This window comes from Pelagibius litoralis (genome assembly GCF_011683915.1).
GTDB classification, from domain to species: Bacteria; Pseudomonadota; Alphaproteobacteria; order Kiloniellales; family Kiloniellaceae; genus Pelagibius; species Pelagibius litoralis.
Window position 1 is genome coordinate 1 of record NZ_JAAQPH010000021.1, and the last position, 14894, is coordinate 14894.

At 57.8% G+C, this 14894-nt stretch carries 16 protein-coding genes; 3 read left to right on the forward strand and 13 right to left on the reverse strand.

Annotated features, from left to right (window positions below):
• Positions 1-81: 81 nt before the first annotated feature.
• From HBA54_RS22175 to HBA54_RS22210, 8 genes are all read right to left on the reverse strand, one after another.
• Positions 82-1185 carry a glycerol dehydrogenase gene (locus HBA54_RS22175; protein WP_167228815.1) on the reverse strand — a complete coding sequence of 368 codons (1104 nt, stop codon included), beginning with the start codon at positions 1183-1185 and terminating at the stop codon, positions 82-84.
• A gap of 29 nt (positions 1186-1214) precedes the next feature.
• Positions 1215-2006 (reverse strand): SDR family NAD(P)-dependent oxidoreductase, encoded by a 792-nt coding sequence (locus HBA54_RS22180; protein ID WP_167228817.1) that lies wholly within the window; start codon positions 2004-2006, stop codon positions 1215-1217.
• 82 nt (positions 2007-2088) lie between these two features.
• A complete protein-coding gene (locus tag HBA54_RS22185; protein WP_167228819.1) occupies positions 2089-2454 on the reverse strand; it encodes a cupin domain-containing protein in 366 nt (121 codons plus the stop codon).
• A 75-nt stretch (positions 2455-2529) separates the two neighbouring features.
• Positions 2530-3561: an extracellular solute-binding protein gene (locus HBA54_RS22190; RefSeq protein WP_167228821.1), complete on the reverse strand. Its 1032-nt coding sequence runs from the start codon at positions 3559-3561 to the stop codon at positions 2530-2532.
• A gap of 41 nt (positions 3562-3602) precedes the next feature.
• Complete coding sequence (locus HBA54_RS22195; RefSeq protein WP_167228823.1) at positions 3603-4427, reverse strand: ABC transporter permease; 825 nt, start codon at positions 4425-4427, stop codon at positions 3603-3605.
• Positions 4428-4431: 4 nt separating this feature from the next.
• The gene (locus tag HBA54_RS22200) at positions 4432-5325 is read right to left on the reverse strand and encodes an ABC transporter permease (protein ID WP_167228825.1); all 894 of its coding nucleotides are present in this window, start codon (positions 5323-5325) and stop codon (positions 4432-4434) included.
• Positions 5322-6455, reverse strand: coding sequence for an ABC transporter ATP-binding protein (locus HBA54_RS22205; RefSeq protein WP_240932830.1), 1134 nt, complete (start codon positions 6453-6455; stop codon positions 5322-5324). Before HBA54_RS22205 ends, HBA54_RS22200 begins: the two co-directional genes overlap by 4 nt.
• On the reverse strand, positions 6452-7750 hold the full coding sequence (locus HBA54_RS22210) for an NAD(P)/FAD-dependent oxidoreductase (RefSeq protein WP_167228827.1): 1299 nt from the start codon (positions 7748-7750) through the stop codon (positions 6452-6454). Before HBA54_RS22210 ends, HBA54_RS22205 begins: the two co-directional genes overlap by 4 nt.
• 315 nt (positions 7751-8065) lie before the next feature.
• Between HBA54_RS22210 and HBA54_RS22215 the strand changes: the two genes are divergently transcribed.
• The gene (locus HBA54_RS22215; RefSeq protein WP_167228829.1) at positions 8066-8230 is read left to right on the forward strand and encodes a hypothetical protein; all 165 of its coding nucleotides are present in this window, start codon (positions 8066-8068) and stop codon (positions 8228-8230) included.
• A gap of 204 nt (positions 8231-8434) precedes the next feature.
• Here the strand turns inward: HBA54_RS22215 and HBA54_RS22220 are convergent, their stop codons facing one another.
• The gene (locus HBA54_RS22220; protein ID WP_167228831.1) at positions 8435-10249 is read right to left on the reverse strand and encodes a sensor histidine kinase; all 1815 of its coding nucleotides are present in this window, start codon (positions 10247-10249) and stop codon (positions 8435-8437) included.
• A gap of 269 nt (positions 10250-10518) precedes the next feature.
• Between HBA54_RS22220 and HBA54_RS22225 the strand changes: the two genes are divergently transcribed.
• A complete protein-coding gene (locus HBA54_RS22225; protein ID WP_167228833.1) occupies positions 10519-10731 on the forward strand; it encodes a DUF3363 domain-containing protein in 213 nt (70 codons plus the stop codon).
• A 261-nt stretch (positions 10732-10992) separates the two neighbouring features.
• Here the strand turns inward: HBA54_RS22225 and HBA54_RS22230 are convergent, their stop codons facing one another.
• From HBA54_RS22230 to HBA54_RS22245, 4 genes are all read right to left on the reverse strand, one after another.
• On the reverse strand, positions 10993-12369 hold the full coding sequence (locus HBA54_RS22230; RefSeq protein ID WP_167228835.1) for a transposase: 1377 nt from the start codon (positions 12367-12369) through the stop codon (positions 10993-10995).
• Positions 12370-12743: 374 nt separating this feature from the next.
• Entirely contained in the window at positions 12744-13133 is a 390-nt protein-coding gene (locus HBA54_RS22235) for a nuclear transport factor 2 family protein (protein WP_167228838.1), read from the reverse strand.
• On the reverse strand, positions 13133-13606 hold the full coding sequence (locus tag HBA54_RS22240; protein ID WP_167228840.1) for a YybH family protein: 474 nt from the start codon (positions 13604-13606) through the stop codon (positions 13133-13135). The genes HBA54_RS22235 and HBA54_RS22240 overlap by 1 nt, the downstream gene beginning before the upstream one ends.
• A gap of 52 nt (positions 13607-13658) precedes the next feature.
• The gene (locus tag HBA54_RS22245) at positions 13659-14192 is read right to left on the reverse strand and encodes a peroxiredoxin-like family protein (RefSeq protein ID WP_167228842.1); all 534 of its coding nucleotides are present in this window, start codon (positions 14190-14192) and stop codon (positions 13659-13661) included.
• A 75-nt stretch (positions 14193-14267) separates the two neighbouring features.
• Between HBA54_RS22245 and HBA54_RS22250 the strand changes: the two genes are divergently transcribed.
• Positions 14268-14876 (forward strand): TetR/AcrR family transcriptional regulator, encoded by a 609-nt coding sequence (locus HBA54_RS22250; RefSeq protein WP_205944836.1) that lies wholly within the window; start codon positions 14268-14270, stop codon positions 14874-14876.
• Positions 14877-14894 lie beyond the last annotated feature (18 nt).

Below are 14894 nucleotides of genomic sequence, written 5' to 3' on the forward strand. Positions count from 1 at the left end.
ATTGCGGTGCTGAACATCTGGACCCTGCACCACCGCCAATCGATTGCCCAACTGTCGACATGGTCGGATGAACTGATAGCCTCAGCCGCCCGCGTTACCGAACTGATCGGCGGGGCGGCGCCATCGATCGAGAGCTTGCGAAACTGATCCATGATCGACGTCGAACGGAAGATTGTATATCGGCGACCCGTCCCGCAGGATCAGCCGGACCAGTTCGTCTAGATCGCCCTCGCCAGTCAGGTCGAGACCAATCTCGGCAAACGATCGGGGGAGTTCCACCCTGCCGTAAAAGTCTAGAAGCGGCCCGATCTCGTCCTCACTGCCCTCCAAGGCAAGCTGAAACAACACGCCAAGCGCCACCCGTTCCCCGTGCTGGGCCGTGTTTTTGGCCGACAGCCGCGAAATAGCCGTATCCAGCGCATGTGCTCCCGCAACGCCTGTATTCTCGAAGCCAATACCGCTCAGAAAGATATTGGCCTCAATCACCCGCTCCACCGCCGGTGCAACGGCGCCTTCGGCCACGTCGGCGACAGCGGCTTCGCCGAATTCCAGGATCGTCTCAAGACATTGACGCGCGAGGGCGAGCGCGACAGGTGATATGGCCCCACCCCGAAAGTTGATCGTTCCGCTCGCGTGACAAGCCCGTGCTTCGTACCAAGTAGCAATCCCGTCTCCCATGCCCGCGATAAGCAGCGCCGCCGGCGCCTTAGCGATGATATCGCTGTCCACCAACACGATGTCAGGACTCTGGTTGAAGCGCATCACACCGATGTGGACATGATCCTCGGTGTACTCGACCGCGATGCTGCTGACCGGTCCGTCGGTCGATGCAATCGTCGGTACCGAGATCATGCGAACCTGCGCAGCGGCGGCCACTGCTTTACCGGTGTCAAGAGCCTTGCCCCCTCCGATGGCCACGATCATTTGCGCTTCGCTACCCTGGGCAAGCCTGGTCAGACGCTCTATCTCGGGTGCGCAGCATTCGCCACCAAACGCTTCCAAGCGATAGTCAAGCCCGACCGCTTTAAGGCTGCCGACGACCCGGTCGCCGACAAGATCAATTACGAAAGGATCAGCGAGCACCAAAGCCTTCTGCCCGAGATTGGTGGCTACTTGCCCGATCCGGTCCAGTGCTCCCGGCCCCTGAATGTAGCGGGCTGGGAATCCAAGCGCGAGATCCGTCATTTATGCAGCTCCATGAAAGACATTGCACGTTATCCTCCGATGACCGCAGTCAATCCGCCATCGACGGCTAAGATATGCCCATTGACGAAATCGGATGCGGGTGAGGCCAGAAAAATGGCCGCCCCAACCAGATCCTGCATCTCTCCCCAACGCCCTGCCGGCGTTCGGTTGATGAGCCAGGTGTTATGTGCTTCATCCTGTGCGATGACTTCGGTGATCTCGGTAAGGAAATAGCCGGGCGCAATCCCATTCACTTGTATGCCCTTCGGTGCCAATTCATCGCACATCGACGCGGTCATTATGGCAGCGGCGCCCTTTGATCCCGAGTACGCCACAGCACCTTTCCGCCCGAGCTTGGACAGGGCGGAGCAGATGTTGATGATCTTGCCTCTCCCCCGCACCTCCATGTATGGTGCGACGGACCTTGTGACGAAGAACAGCCCGTCTACATTGGCGTTCATGACCATCCGATAGTCATCGGCCGAGATATCACCCATAGCACCGCGGCGATTGGTTCCCGCGTTGTTTACGAGGATGTCGATCGGACCGTCGTCTCGCTCGATCTGCTCGATGGCAGCCTCGACAGCAGTGTCGTCCGAAACGTCGAAGGCGCAGGACGTGTGATCGACCCCGGCCTCTTCCAGGATCCCAGCGGCCTTGCTCAGCTTGGCGGCATCTCGACCATTAAGGACGATGCGGGCTCCGGCAGCCCCCAGTCCACGCGCCAGCGACAGACCAATACCTCCACCCGAACCCGTGATGAGCGCCGTCTTCCCAGCGAGATCGAACAGGCCGACCGGGTCGGTGAACGCGCTGCTCATTTTGCTTCCTTTCTAGGCCGCTTGCGATACGCTTGAGGAACGCGAAAGAGGCCTCTCGTCGTCGGCTCATCGTGGTGTACGTTCAAATGCCTACCGGGTCGATCGCAATGATGACGAAGTGCTTCTTCACGTAGTCTGCGACGTGCCAGACCGGCTCCAAGCCATTGTCCATCACGAAGCCGTCTCCGACCCTCACGGTGATCCGCTCGCCAACACCAGTCTCAATTTCGGCCTCACCCTCCAGAATGTGACAGAACTCGATCTGATCTTTCATCGGCCCGCGAAAGCTACCCGCAGTGCTCTCCCAGACGCCGGACCGGACCTGGCCGCCGTCGCCGATAAAGTGAGGCCAAGCGATGTGTTTCGGCGTGCCGGCCACCGCAACATCGGTCGTATCTTTCTCGACCGGGTCGGTCGCGCAATCGGTGAACTTGGTGAGAGTGGTCATGGTGTGCCTGTCGGTTGGAATTCAAAAAGTACGCCGGGCCGGATTTTCCGGCCCGACCGTGTGCCCTGCCCCTCACTACTCGAGAAGCTGCGTCATCAGCTGCGCTTCCAGATCACTGGCGGCTGCCGTACAGGTCGCTAGAGGCACGACGCGGATACCGTCAGGCACGATCAGTTCGGGCGCTGCCAGGAGGTCTTCCCGCATGAACTCTCGAGACGCCGGAACACCGTTCGAGTAGCCTGCGTGGTTGCTCAGCATGGCTGCATGTTCCGGCTGGAGAATGTAGTTGATGAATTCCTGCGCATTTTCATAATTCTGCGCGCCTTTCGGGATTGCTACAACGTCGATCCAGCTCGCAACACCTTCCTTGGGGTAAATGTACTCCAGTTCCGGCTTTTGCTCGCGTCCGCGTACGATCTGCCCACTGTAGTTGCTTGCTGCGATGAGCTCGCCCGAGACCAGCTGCTCGCGCATCGCGCCACCGCCGCCGTAAACTTTCACATGCGGCTTCTGCGCCAGTAGCACTTCAAGAACGCGCTGCATCTCAGACGGATCTTCACTGCAGAACGGGACACCCAAGTAAAGCTGCGCTAGCGAGATCAGGTCAGAGGCGCCCTTGAACATGCCAATTTTGCCTTGCAGGGCTCCCGGCGGGGTGAACAAGGTTTCGTAGCTGTCGACCGGCTCGTTATAGACGGTCCGGTCGACGGCGAAGGCCGTTGTACCCCACTGCCACGGCACTCCGTAATCGCCCTCCGGGTTCCAGTCCGCTGTCAAGTACTGCGGATCGAGATTTTCGATGTTCTCCATGTCCTTCAGGCCGATAGGCTGAATCAGCCCTTCGGCCGCGTGAACCGGGATGAAGCTGTGCGCCGTCACGATGATGTCGTAGCTGCCACCACCCGCTTGCAGCTTGGACAGCAGCACCTCGTTGGTGTCGTAGGTATCGATCGTTACGTCGATTCCAGTCTCCGCTTCGAACTTCTTAACCAGATCGGGCGGGGTGTAGCCAGCCCAGTTGTAGATATTCAGCTGACCCTCCGCATACGCAGCTCCAGCCACAGTGAGACAAGTCGTGAGCGCTAGAATTCCGTAGATCGATTTCATTGATGACCTCCTTGTTGGAAACTTTTTTTATTGAGGCGCCGTCAGTCCTTGGCACCCGTACTACCTGCAATCCGACCACCAGTCAGAACGTAGGCGCATGTCAGCAATACCAGAGACAGCAGTAGGACTCCGGTAGAGACTGCATTCAATTCCGGTGTGATCTGGGTCTTGACGAGACCGTAGATGTACAGTGGGAGCGTCGTCCCTCCTGCACCGGCCACCATCAGCGTGATGATGAAATTGTCGAACGATACGATGAAGGCGAGCATCGCGCCGGACACCACGCCAGGGGCCAGCAGCGGAAGCGTTATTAGCCGGAAAGCCCTCGGGCGGCTGGCGTAAAGATCGTAGGCCGCCTCGCTCAAACGATGATCGAGGCTGCGAAGCCGGGCGACAATGGGCAAGAGCGCGAACGGGACGCAGAAAACCGTGTGCGCGATCATCACGTTCCCAAGCCCCAGGTCGATGCCGACCGACGTGAAGAACACTAGCGTTGCGATCGCGATCACGATCTCGGGCACAACCAGCGGCAACGACATCAAACCGGTCGCGGTCGAAGCGGCGCGCTTCGACACTCCTTGACCGGTCAACACAACGGCCGCAGGCAGCGCAATAAGGACAGCACCGATCGTCGCGACAACCGCCACAAGAAGGGTGTTCACAACTGCCTTCTGCAGATCCGTGTTGCCGATCGCCTCGGCATACCATTTGAAACTAAAGGTCTCCCACACACTGATCGAGACCGACGAATTGAACGAGAATGCGATCAGCACCATGATCGGCAGATAGAGGAAACCGAAGAAGAAGATCGTGATTACCCCGAAACCTGGGTAGCTGGTCAGTTTGCGTCTCTGCGCGCGGGCCATTGGCTCAACCTCTCGCTCGGATCGCGCGTCGCGCCAGAATGAACATCGCAATCAGCACAGCCGCCAGAAGCAGGACCGACAGCGACGCGCCGTATGGCCAGTTGCGTGCGGTGGTGAATTGCAGGTGGATCAGGCTGCCCAGCATCAGCTTCTTGCCACCGCCCAGCAGATCGGGCGTAATGAAGGCCCCGAGGCTTGGCACGAAGACGAGGATGCTCCCGGCGATGATCCCGGGCATGGTGAGCGGGCCGATCACGTGACGCACGGTCTGAAATCGTGTGGCAAAGAGATCGAACGACGCTTCCAACAGACCGTTGTCGAGACGCTCGACCGACGTGTAGATCGGAAGGATCATGAACGGAATGTAGACGTAGACCAGACCGACCAGGATGGCCCCGTTCGTGAACAGAAGCGTTATCGGCTCGCTGGTGATCCCGACCCACATCAGGAACTGGTTCACGAAACCGAAGTCCCGCAGGATGATGATCCAGCTCGTGGTGCGCACCAGAAGGTTTGACCAGAACGGGAACATGATCAGCAGCAACAGGATGCTCTTCGTGCGCTGCGACTGCCGAGCCACATAAAAGGCTGTCGGAAAAGCGATCAGCAGGCAGATCAGCGTTGTGAGTCCCGCAAGGACAAGCGATCGGCTCAAAATCGCTAGGAAAGATAGGTTGTAGGCAAGACTTCCGTCCAGCCGCGTCACGTATATAAGCCGCTGATAGGCATCAGTCGAGAACTCCCAGACGATGCCGCCGTACTGGCCCCGCGTCATAAACGACATGACAACCACCAGGATAAGTGGGATCACCATGAAGGCGCCCATCATCGTGACAGCCGGAGTCAGCCCCAGTATGGTCCGGCGCCGAATTCTCTGTGCGCGCGTCGTTGTCGTCATGGCGCCAGCATCCTGAGGTGCTCCGTCGGCATCTCCAGTTTGATCGATCCCCCAACGACGACGTCGGCTAGGTCGTTCTCAGCGGCGGACAGGCGAACGCGCAGCTCTTGGGGTCGCTCGCCGCAACGAATGTGGACTGAAGCAAAAGGCCCCGTGAAGATCACGTTCTCGACCACGGCATTAATGACATTTTTATCCGGGCCGCTGCCGTCATGGAGCCGGAAGCGCTCGGGGCGGATTGCCAGAATAGCGGCATGCGGCGGCACCGTCGCCTCCTTGGGCGCATGCATCTGACCCAACGGCGTATCGAAAACCAATGCACTTCCGTTCGCCATCGGCGTGCCGACGGTCTCGATAAAGTTCATTTCGCCGATGAAGCCCGCAACAAAACGGTTGACGGGCCTGTTATAGATCTGCTGTGGCGTCCCGACCTGTTGCAGCGTGCCGTGATCCATGACCGCGATACGGTCAGACATGGTGAGGGCCTCTTCCTGATCATGCGTGACGAAGACGAATGTCGTATGCGACTCCTGCTGGATCCGCTTCATCTCGATTTGCATCTCCTTGCGGAGCTTCAGATCGAGCGCCGACAACGGCTCGTCCAATAGCAAAACGCGGGGATGCGGCGCCAGTGCGCGTGCTAGCGCGATACGCTGCTGCTGCCCCCCGGACAGCTGCGATGGCTTGCGCGCGGCCATCTGCGGCAGCCGTACGAGCTCCAGAATTTCCAATGCCGTTGCATCGTACTCCGACCTCGGCCGCCCGAGCATGCGAAGACCGAAGCCTACGTTATCCTTGATCGTCATATGCGGGAACAACGCGTAGCTCTGGAAGACCGTATTGACCGGTCGCTTGTTGGCAGGGTCGGATGTGATATCCGTCCCGTCAAGCGTCACCCGACCCTCGTTCGGCGTCTCGAACCCGGCGAGAATTCGCAGAAGCGTCGTCTTCCCGCAGCCAGACGGGCCCAGCAGAGTAAAGAACTCGTTCGCCCCAACATCGAGCGAGACGTCGTCAAGGGCTCGGAATGTCCCGCCATCGTCCGTCGGGTATTCCTTCACGATGTGGGAGAACTTGATCTGCGGATCGGAGGAGTCCGCCTCTCGCGGTCTGTCGCGTGTCGTCATCATTTCCCCCGATCCCTCAACTTGTCGAATTTGTCCTTGCAGGTCATGGCTGGCGCGGCAAACGGGATGAACGTCTTGACGACGCCATGAAGCGGGATCGGCTTGATCGGAGTGACCGGAAACGGAAGGTCCTCGTCATTCCGCCCAAGCACCTTGCTTACCAAAGAGCGTCCCATGACGGACGTCATCGCAATCCCTCGCCCACTGAAACCCAATGCCGCGAGAACCCCAGGCTCCGGGGCATGCAGATGCGGGATCATCTCCGGCGTCACCGCGATCCGCCCGGCCCAGGTCCGCTCGATTCCGATGTCCCTCAACTGCGGGAAAACAGTGTGCAGACCTTCCTGAAGCCGTCTCTTCCCCCCAAGCGTTCCAACCTTGTCCGCGCTGCCGATACATCCGAAGATCAACCGGCCGTCCCGATCGTATCGCGCGAAGTAGATCGCCAAACGTGTGTCCGAAATCGTCACCTGCCCCGGCAATACCGAGGTCTGCAATTCCGGCGACAACGGCGCGGTGGCCAAGGCGATACTGACCATCGGGTAGAATGTACGCTGCAGTCCCGGCCAGAGCCCATTGGAGTATGCGTTCGTCGTCAATACCACCGTATCGGAAGTCACTGAGCCCTCGGGCGTGGCGATGACCCACTTTCGGCCTTGCCGCTCCATTCGCGTGACCGGACTGTCGCGAAAGATCCTCGCACCTCTCTTCTGTGCTGCCCGCGCAAAGCCGCGTGTCAGTGACAGTGGCTGGACGTGTCCGCCTGACCTGTGGAGCAGCGCGAATTCATACTCACCTGATCCGCTCGCCGATGCGACACCGGCACCCTCGAGCATGTCGATCCTGGCGCCCGCGTCCGACCAAGCCGCGCCGAGGCGCTCCAACTTGCGTCTCGCGCTACGACAATGGGCAGCCTGCAGCCATCCCGCCTGAACGGGGTCGCAGTCGATATCAAAGGCCCGGATATCATTGAAAAGGTCATCGGCCGCGCTCAACGTCGTGGCAACAAGCCGCTCCGCTTGCGCGCCGCCATAGCGATCGGCCAGCTGTCGCGGCGTTTCTCGCCAGATCGGATTACATTGTCCGCCACTCCTGCCGGACGCCCCCCAGCCAATGGCCTTGCTGTCCAAAAGAGCAACAGAGGTACCCTCCTCCGCGAGTCCAAGCGCGGTTCGGCATCCGGTGAGACCGCCGCCGACGATGGCGACATCGACGTTGACACTCGATCGCAGCAGTTCCGTTTCCACCGCCGCGCCTGCTGTGACGTTCCAGTGAACTTCTTCCTGAGTCTGAACCACCGACCGAAACATCCCTGCTATTTAGTTCCATATTACGGAACATTATTTTTATTTAGCAAAACTAAGAGGACCTTGACCCTCCGTCAACGATTTTTTTGGCGAGATACTTGGCCAACAATGTTCCGACCCCGGCGCTACGCTTTTTCTGTGTAAGTCACGGCCTACAACATGCAGGCCGCCCGCCCGGATAAACCGCGCGACGCTGCCCATGCCGATGTCCCTCCTACTCTCGTGAGGAGACTTAAAAGAACTCAGGCGAATCTTGGCGTACTGCATCGCCCCATAACAGGGGACTAAACAGTCGTTGCCAACGAGGTGAAATCCCTTGCGAATCAGGCGGCCAAGGCCACGGAAGAGATTGGCCAGCAGGTCGAAGACATGCAGTCGGCGACCGACGGCACGGTGTCTTCTATCGAAGGAATCGCTTGTGTCATCAAACAGATCAGCGAGAATGCAAACGGCATCGCCGGCGTTCGCTAGGCGACCGAGCAGACCGGCACTTCGGCCGGCGAAGTCCTGGAGGCGGCAGTCGAACTGTCGAAGCAGTCAGAGTTGCTGCGCGGCGAGGTCGATGGTTTCCTTGCCGAACTGAGGACCGGCTGATTAGCCGAGGTGCAGCAAACCGGCATTGTCTTCTATGGGCGCTCCCCTGATTGCAAGTGGTTTTGATGATTAGCCCTCTCATCAAAAGCTGTCAGCAATCGGTAAATAAACATGAAAAGTCGCTCCCTTCCCCGGCCCATCGCTTGATGCCTCAATTCGCCCATTCATGCCGGCAAGGCAGTTAACGGACCAGTGAAGACCGAGGCCTCCATTCTTGCCGCTTCGAGTACTGTAGCCACGCTCAAAGATCTGGCCCAAGTTGCTGTTAGAGATGCCTATCCCATTATCAGCAACTGCAATGTGCACCAAAGCACCTTCAGGTCCATCTTCCTGCCCGCAAGTAACACGAACCTCACCCTTCTCGAGCCCGGCGGTGGCGATCGCTTCCCTTGCATTGATAAAGAGATTGCTTAGAACCTGCAGCAAAAGGATGCGGTGCGCCATAACAGCGGGAGTCGAAGGCGGCCAGGTGATCGTCACCTTTGGTCCGTCACCCGAAGAGATCACTTGTGCCGCCTCGCGGATCAGACCCGCAAGATCAACACAGTCCATAGGCTGTTCGTAGCGGGTGAAGGTGTCGTGCTGAGTCAGCATCTCCTCGATGCGGCGATGCTGATCAACTATCTCGCTAACGTCCTCCAGCAACTGCTCGCCGTCGTCCAACACTGTGTCTTCATGACCTGCGAAAATGGTCTGCTTTTCCCTATCGGAGCTTCGTTCTTTGAGGGACTCTGTGATCCGCCATAGGCTCATATTGATCGGGTGCAGAGCATTGCGCACGTTGTGCAGGATTCCCGCTGTCGATTCGGCCTTACCGCTGTAGTAAGACTGCTCCACCAATTGCTTGCGCGTAACCGCAAGCTGCCGAATCATGGTATCGAACTCCTTTTTCAAAAGACCAATCTCGTCGCCACGGTTGATCGCTTCCATTTCCGAAAGCACACCCGTGTTGCCGATAGAAGCTACGTGCCGCGTTAACTTCTTTATCGGTGCAATGACAATCCATTGCGCAAAAATAGCGATGGTCAGCAGCACGGAAAGGGCGGTCAAGAGAAGCAAGACGAAAGCTGTCTCCTCGGCTTTGTGGCCTATCTGTGTGATGGAGCGCGAAGTAATGACCCGCACCAAAGCAACGGGCGCACCTGTGATGTCACGCAGTAAGGTGCGGGTCGTCAAAGTGTTGTCACCGGTCTCCTCAACAGCAACATTTTCAGCTTCCTTCAGCACGATGGTCGCTTGTTGATCGGCCTCGTCCAAGCCGGGACCTGAAAGCGGGACAAGATCAAAAGCGACGCCGGTCTGAGATTTAAGTTCGTTGACTATCTTTGAAGTCAAGAGGCGACCAAGGATGAAGGTGCCGGCGGGTGGCCCCCGCCAGTCGTTGTCGAGAATCGGTGCTGCCGAAATCATCAGCAGACCAGCTTGTGTTTCGACCAAGCCGCTGAACGGTCGGTCATCTGGCCGCAACCTCAAAACAGGATGACCGACCACAAAGCGGTCGCCGGGGAGTTCTCGCACCGCAAACTCCTCCCCCGTATCAAGGTCGAGCAGCAGGCTCCAGAGAACTGTCCCTTGCCGGTCCAAAACGTAGAGCGCGTTGACTGATAGGCCGTTCAGCGTGTCGGGATAGAGGTTTTCTGCCAAGTAGCTTGGGTCGCGGCCCAGGACAAAGTTGCGAGTGTCGTCCCAGAAAGCCCAATCCCGCGCCGAACTTTCCAGATGTTGACTTTCGCGCTGGATCGTTTCGACGACGCGCCCTGCGTCATCTATTGCATGGTCACGCTCAAGCTCAGCGAAGCTCGGCACAAACGTCGCATTGAGAATCCAGAATATAAGTCCAGTCGACACACCGAAAACCATCAAAACTGCCAACAGGAGCTTGAAATTAAGCTTCATTGCGCAAGTTCCATTTCTTGCTGACGCGCCACCTCTGCTGAACACCCGACAAGCCCAGACCGAAACAGGTCAGAACATACGGCATGTTTTGTTTATAGGCTATAATCAAGGACTATTTTCACTTGCGTAAGGACAAAAGGCGGCACAAAAAAAGCATTTGTCGCCAAAGGTAACCACTGCCTTAAAGTTGAGCCTGACATTTCGCCAACCTCTGCTAAGCAGGTCGCCAGTGACGGTCGACTGCATGCTGGTCGGAGACAGAGGATACGTTGCCGGAACAACGCCGGAGCGGCATTTATCCGCGGTCCGTGCAGTTCGTCAGCCGCAAATACGCGCTGGTGGAGCGTTGGCGGGAGCTCAATTTCGTTCCTTGGCAGCCTGTTATCGAGAAGGCACTGGGCCAGCAGTTCACCGGCCTCGCCCGGGGCAGCGGTATCTCGTGGGATTTCGGCCGTATGCGTAGGCTCGGTCTTGGCATGTAGGGTAAGCGCCCACCGAGGTGGTGAAATCAGCGTTCTCTCCACATAAAGCCACGTTGATGACGAGAGTTCGTTCCGCGAGCCCAACCACGTGGCAACAAAGGTAGGGCCAACTAGGGGCACGGAAGCCGCCAGTTACCGATAGCTCTTTTGGATTGACTTGAACCATTTGATACCAATCGCTCAGTTCGGCCGGTTATGTTGAAAAACTCGTTTGGGTGTTGAGGGAGTTGAAGGCTGCTGATTTTTGGGCTGGTTTGCCGGTTATGTTGCTCCGGCGGGCTGAGGCATTGGGATCAGCTTTGCCATTTTCCTGAGGTTCTGTGCGGTGGCTGCGAGGAGGAACTCACCGTGAGCCCCACAGGGTCCTCTTAATCGTAAGCGGCCGAGACCCAAGATGCGTTTGAGGTGGGCGAACAGCATCTCGACCTTCTTGCGCTGTCGCCGCGAGGTGGCGTAGGCGTCGGTCTTGGCGATGCCGCGGGCTATGTCACGGGCGCCTTCGTGGATACTTCGCGGTACCTTTCGTGCCGGCGCATTTGGGCAGCAACGCTCCTTGAACGCACAATCTTTGCAGTCCGACTGACTTGCGCGATAGAGCCGCGTCCCTGCTTTCGTGATGCCGGTCCGTGGCGATTTGAAGTTGCGCCGATACTGCTGCAGGACCTTGCCCTGTGGACAGGTGTAGAGATCGCGCTCGGCATCAAAGGTGAAATCTTCGCGTGAGAAGGTGCCGTCGCGTCGCTTCGACTTGTCAAACACCGGTACGTGCGGTTCGATGCCGCGCTCATGGATCAACCAACCGAGCATCTCGGCAGAGCCATAGGCGGTGACGCCGGCGAGCCGCTCAGGGTAGAGATCGAAACGCTCTTCTGTCCGATCGATCATTGTCTTGGCCGCCGTGACCTCGGCCTGACGGATCGTGGTCGAGGCCTCCACATCAACGATCACGGCGTGGTCGAGGTCGATCAGGTAGTTGGTGCAATAGGCAAAGAAGGCCTGACCGCCGTGCGCGCCCGTCCAACGCACCACCGGATCGGCCGACGAAAGAAACTTCGGGGTCACCACGGTCGCGGCACCGAAGGCCGCATCGTCCAGCACGGCCAGGTACTCGTCGATCGCCCGGCTCGATAGCTCCGGCGGCAGACCCTTCGTGCCTTCGACGCCCTCCTGGCGGCTGGCATCCGCCTTGATCAAGCTGGCATCGACCGCAAAGCCCTCGCCCCCCACCAACCCCTCGGCCATGCAGCGCCGCACCACCGTCTCAAAGACCTGCCGCAGGAGATCGCTATCGCGGAACCGCCCGTGGCGATTCTTTGAGAAGGTCGAATGGCCCGGTACTTCGCCCTCGAGGCCGAGCCGGCAGAACCACCGATAGGCCAGGTTCAGATGAACCTCCTCGCACAGCCGACGTTCCGAGCGAATGCCATGGCAATAGCCGACAAGCAGCATCCGGATCAGCAGTTCGGGGGCGACCGACGGACGGCCTGTCGCGCTGTAGAAAGGGGCTAAGTGCTGCCGGACCGTGCTCAGGTCAACAAAACGGTTAATTGATCGCAGCATGTGATCGCCTGGCACATGCTCCTCAAGCAAAAACTCGTAGAACAATGCACCCTGATCGACCAACCGATCACCCATCATCGCAGTCACTCCAGATTCGGTTACCGCAGTGAATCCGTGAGATCGTGCCGCCGCAATAGAGGAGTTTTTCAACACAATCGGCCAGAACCGGTCATTCGTCGGGTTTGCAGCGAATGACTGGATAGAGCCCGATGCAGAAGTGCCAAATCTTTGCTGCGTGCGCTCGCAGAACTATTCACGCCGCGACCGCGAAAAACACCATGCCGCCGTGCAGCAGGAACAGCGGCCATTCATGCAAGTGGCAGAGAAATAGAAAAACGCAATGACTGGGTCACGGGACAAAACCGACATCCCTCGGCCCGCCGTGAATGTCAGCTTTGAGTTGTGGGTTCTCTATTTCGGCGGCTTCGACCTCATCTCACACCAGACGAATTCTAAACGCGGATCACCTCCCGCAAGATTTGCCAGCGACCGTCTTCCAGCACGAAGTCAATGCTCAGTGTGACGATCTGCTCGGATCCTGTGAGATTCACCTTGCGGCTGATCACGACATGACCTTCTGATTCATTGGCTTCAATCGAGTGGTACTTCGCCCAGTTGTTCGGCTCGACAGCAGCTTCCGTCGACTCCGTGACATGCTTAATAAAGCCCGACTTGTCATTGAATTGCACGGCGCCATCTGCGCCAAACATATAGATTCGCATGTCGTCGTGGTAGATCCTCTCGAGAATATCGAATTCGCCGGCAGTGGCTGAGGCTATCAGTTCATCAAGCGCAGCTTTGACTTCGGCCGCTTGCGGGCTGTCTGATGATAGGAGTGCCATTATTCCCCCGCCCGCGGGTATTGGTTGAACATGTCAGCAACAATCTCCCAGTTGTCTTTGGCGTCATCGCGAACCAGCGTGAAATGATAGGTCCCCTTGAAGGCGATACCCTTACTTTCGACACTGCCTACAGCATCTCCAATCATCACGGCCTGTGTGCCGTCGTCAGAGACAAAGAGATAGTCAATCGTATGTGTAATCTCGCCATCGTTTTCGGTCAGGAATGTGAAGGTCTGACGAGGGACACCGTCGCGGCCTTTCGCGGGCGGCGTCGCAGGTGCGATCCACAATGCGTCTTCATGGTAGAGAGACATCATCCCTTCGACGTCCAATACCTCAGCATGGGCGTTGAAGGCATCATTGAAAGCGATAAGGCTGGCCCTGGTATCGGCATCGATTTCTTGGGCTGAAACGGGTGCAGTTGCGATGAGGAGTGCAAAAACAGCCCCCGACAGGTTTATGTACCTGAACATGATTTATCCTTTTTGTGGAGTGAGCTTTCAGCAATTCAAACAGGTGGTGTGATCAGACGTACGTGCCGTTGGCCGGGTAATCCCCGGTCATCGAACGCATGAAGCGGATGCCGCTGAACACTGCGCCGAGATCTGGGCGCGCGAAGGGGACATTCGAGATGTCGAGCACCTTCAGATTGCCACCGGCATCGATAAGGAAGAGGCCAGGCTCGGCGAAAGGCCTTTCCGCATCCATGCCGAGCCGGGGTGAAGAGATGTAGAGGCCAAGGGCCGTCATCTGATCGACAGTCAGGTCATAGCCAACCTCGTAGGTGGGCGCGACCTCTGCCATCTGGGCCGTGGCCCGCGCCTTGCTGTCAGCGGAGACAGCGACAATCGTGACGCCAATTTCCTGCAACGGGGCCACAAGTTCATTCAGTCCGCGCAAATAGGTCGTACAAATCGGACAGTGTTTTCCGCGGTACACAACCACGAGAGTCCAATCGTCTGGTCCTTTTGTCTGGGAGAGATCGAGGTCTCCCCCGTTCAGAGCCGGTACAGAAACGTTTGGAAATGACTGTCCCGGTTCGGGTTTGGGCGTCGCCATGTTGAGGCTTCCACTTTTGTAATGATCGTTCTATATATCTCTTATGCCGACTCAAAAGAGAGGGTCAAGAGATATATGTCGAACGTTACAAAAAAAATAGGACGCCCCAGAACCTTCGACCAGGACGAGGCGCTTCTGGCGGCCATGAATGCCTTTTGGACGAAGGGGTATGACGGCACTTCCATGCGTGATCTCACGACGGCAATGGGGATTAGTGGACCGAGCCTTTACTCAGCATTCGGGGACAAACGTGAGCTCTACCTGCAAACGATCGACCGATATGCCGATGTGAATGCCTGTGCCCCAATCGTTGCATTTGAAAGCGAACCAGACATTGAAAATGCCGTGAGGGACTTTCTGACAGCGGTCATTACCTACTCCACCATGTCTCACGGCGGTGCAAAGGGCTGCTTTCTCGCCTCATGTGTCTCGACCACCATTGGCGAAGTTGAAGGCGTAGCTGAGCGTATGGAAAAGGCGATCACGGATACAGATGATCGGCTCGCTGTTCGTTTTGAGAAGGAGAAGCAGGTCGGTTGTCTACGCGCAGACTTTCCCTCGAAAGACCGGGCCAGACTGCTTTTCGACATGCGGCAGGGTTATGTGTTTCGCGGCCGCGCAGGTTGGTCGGCGGAGGCGCTGCTGGTAGACATTGATGATCGGGTCAGGATGGTTTTGTCCTAGAAGGATAGTGACCACTAG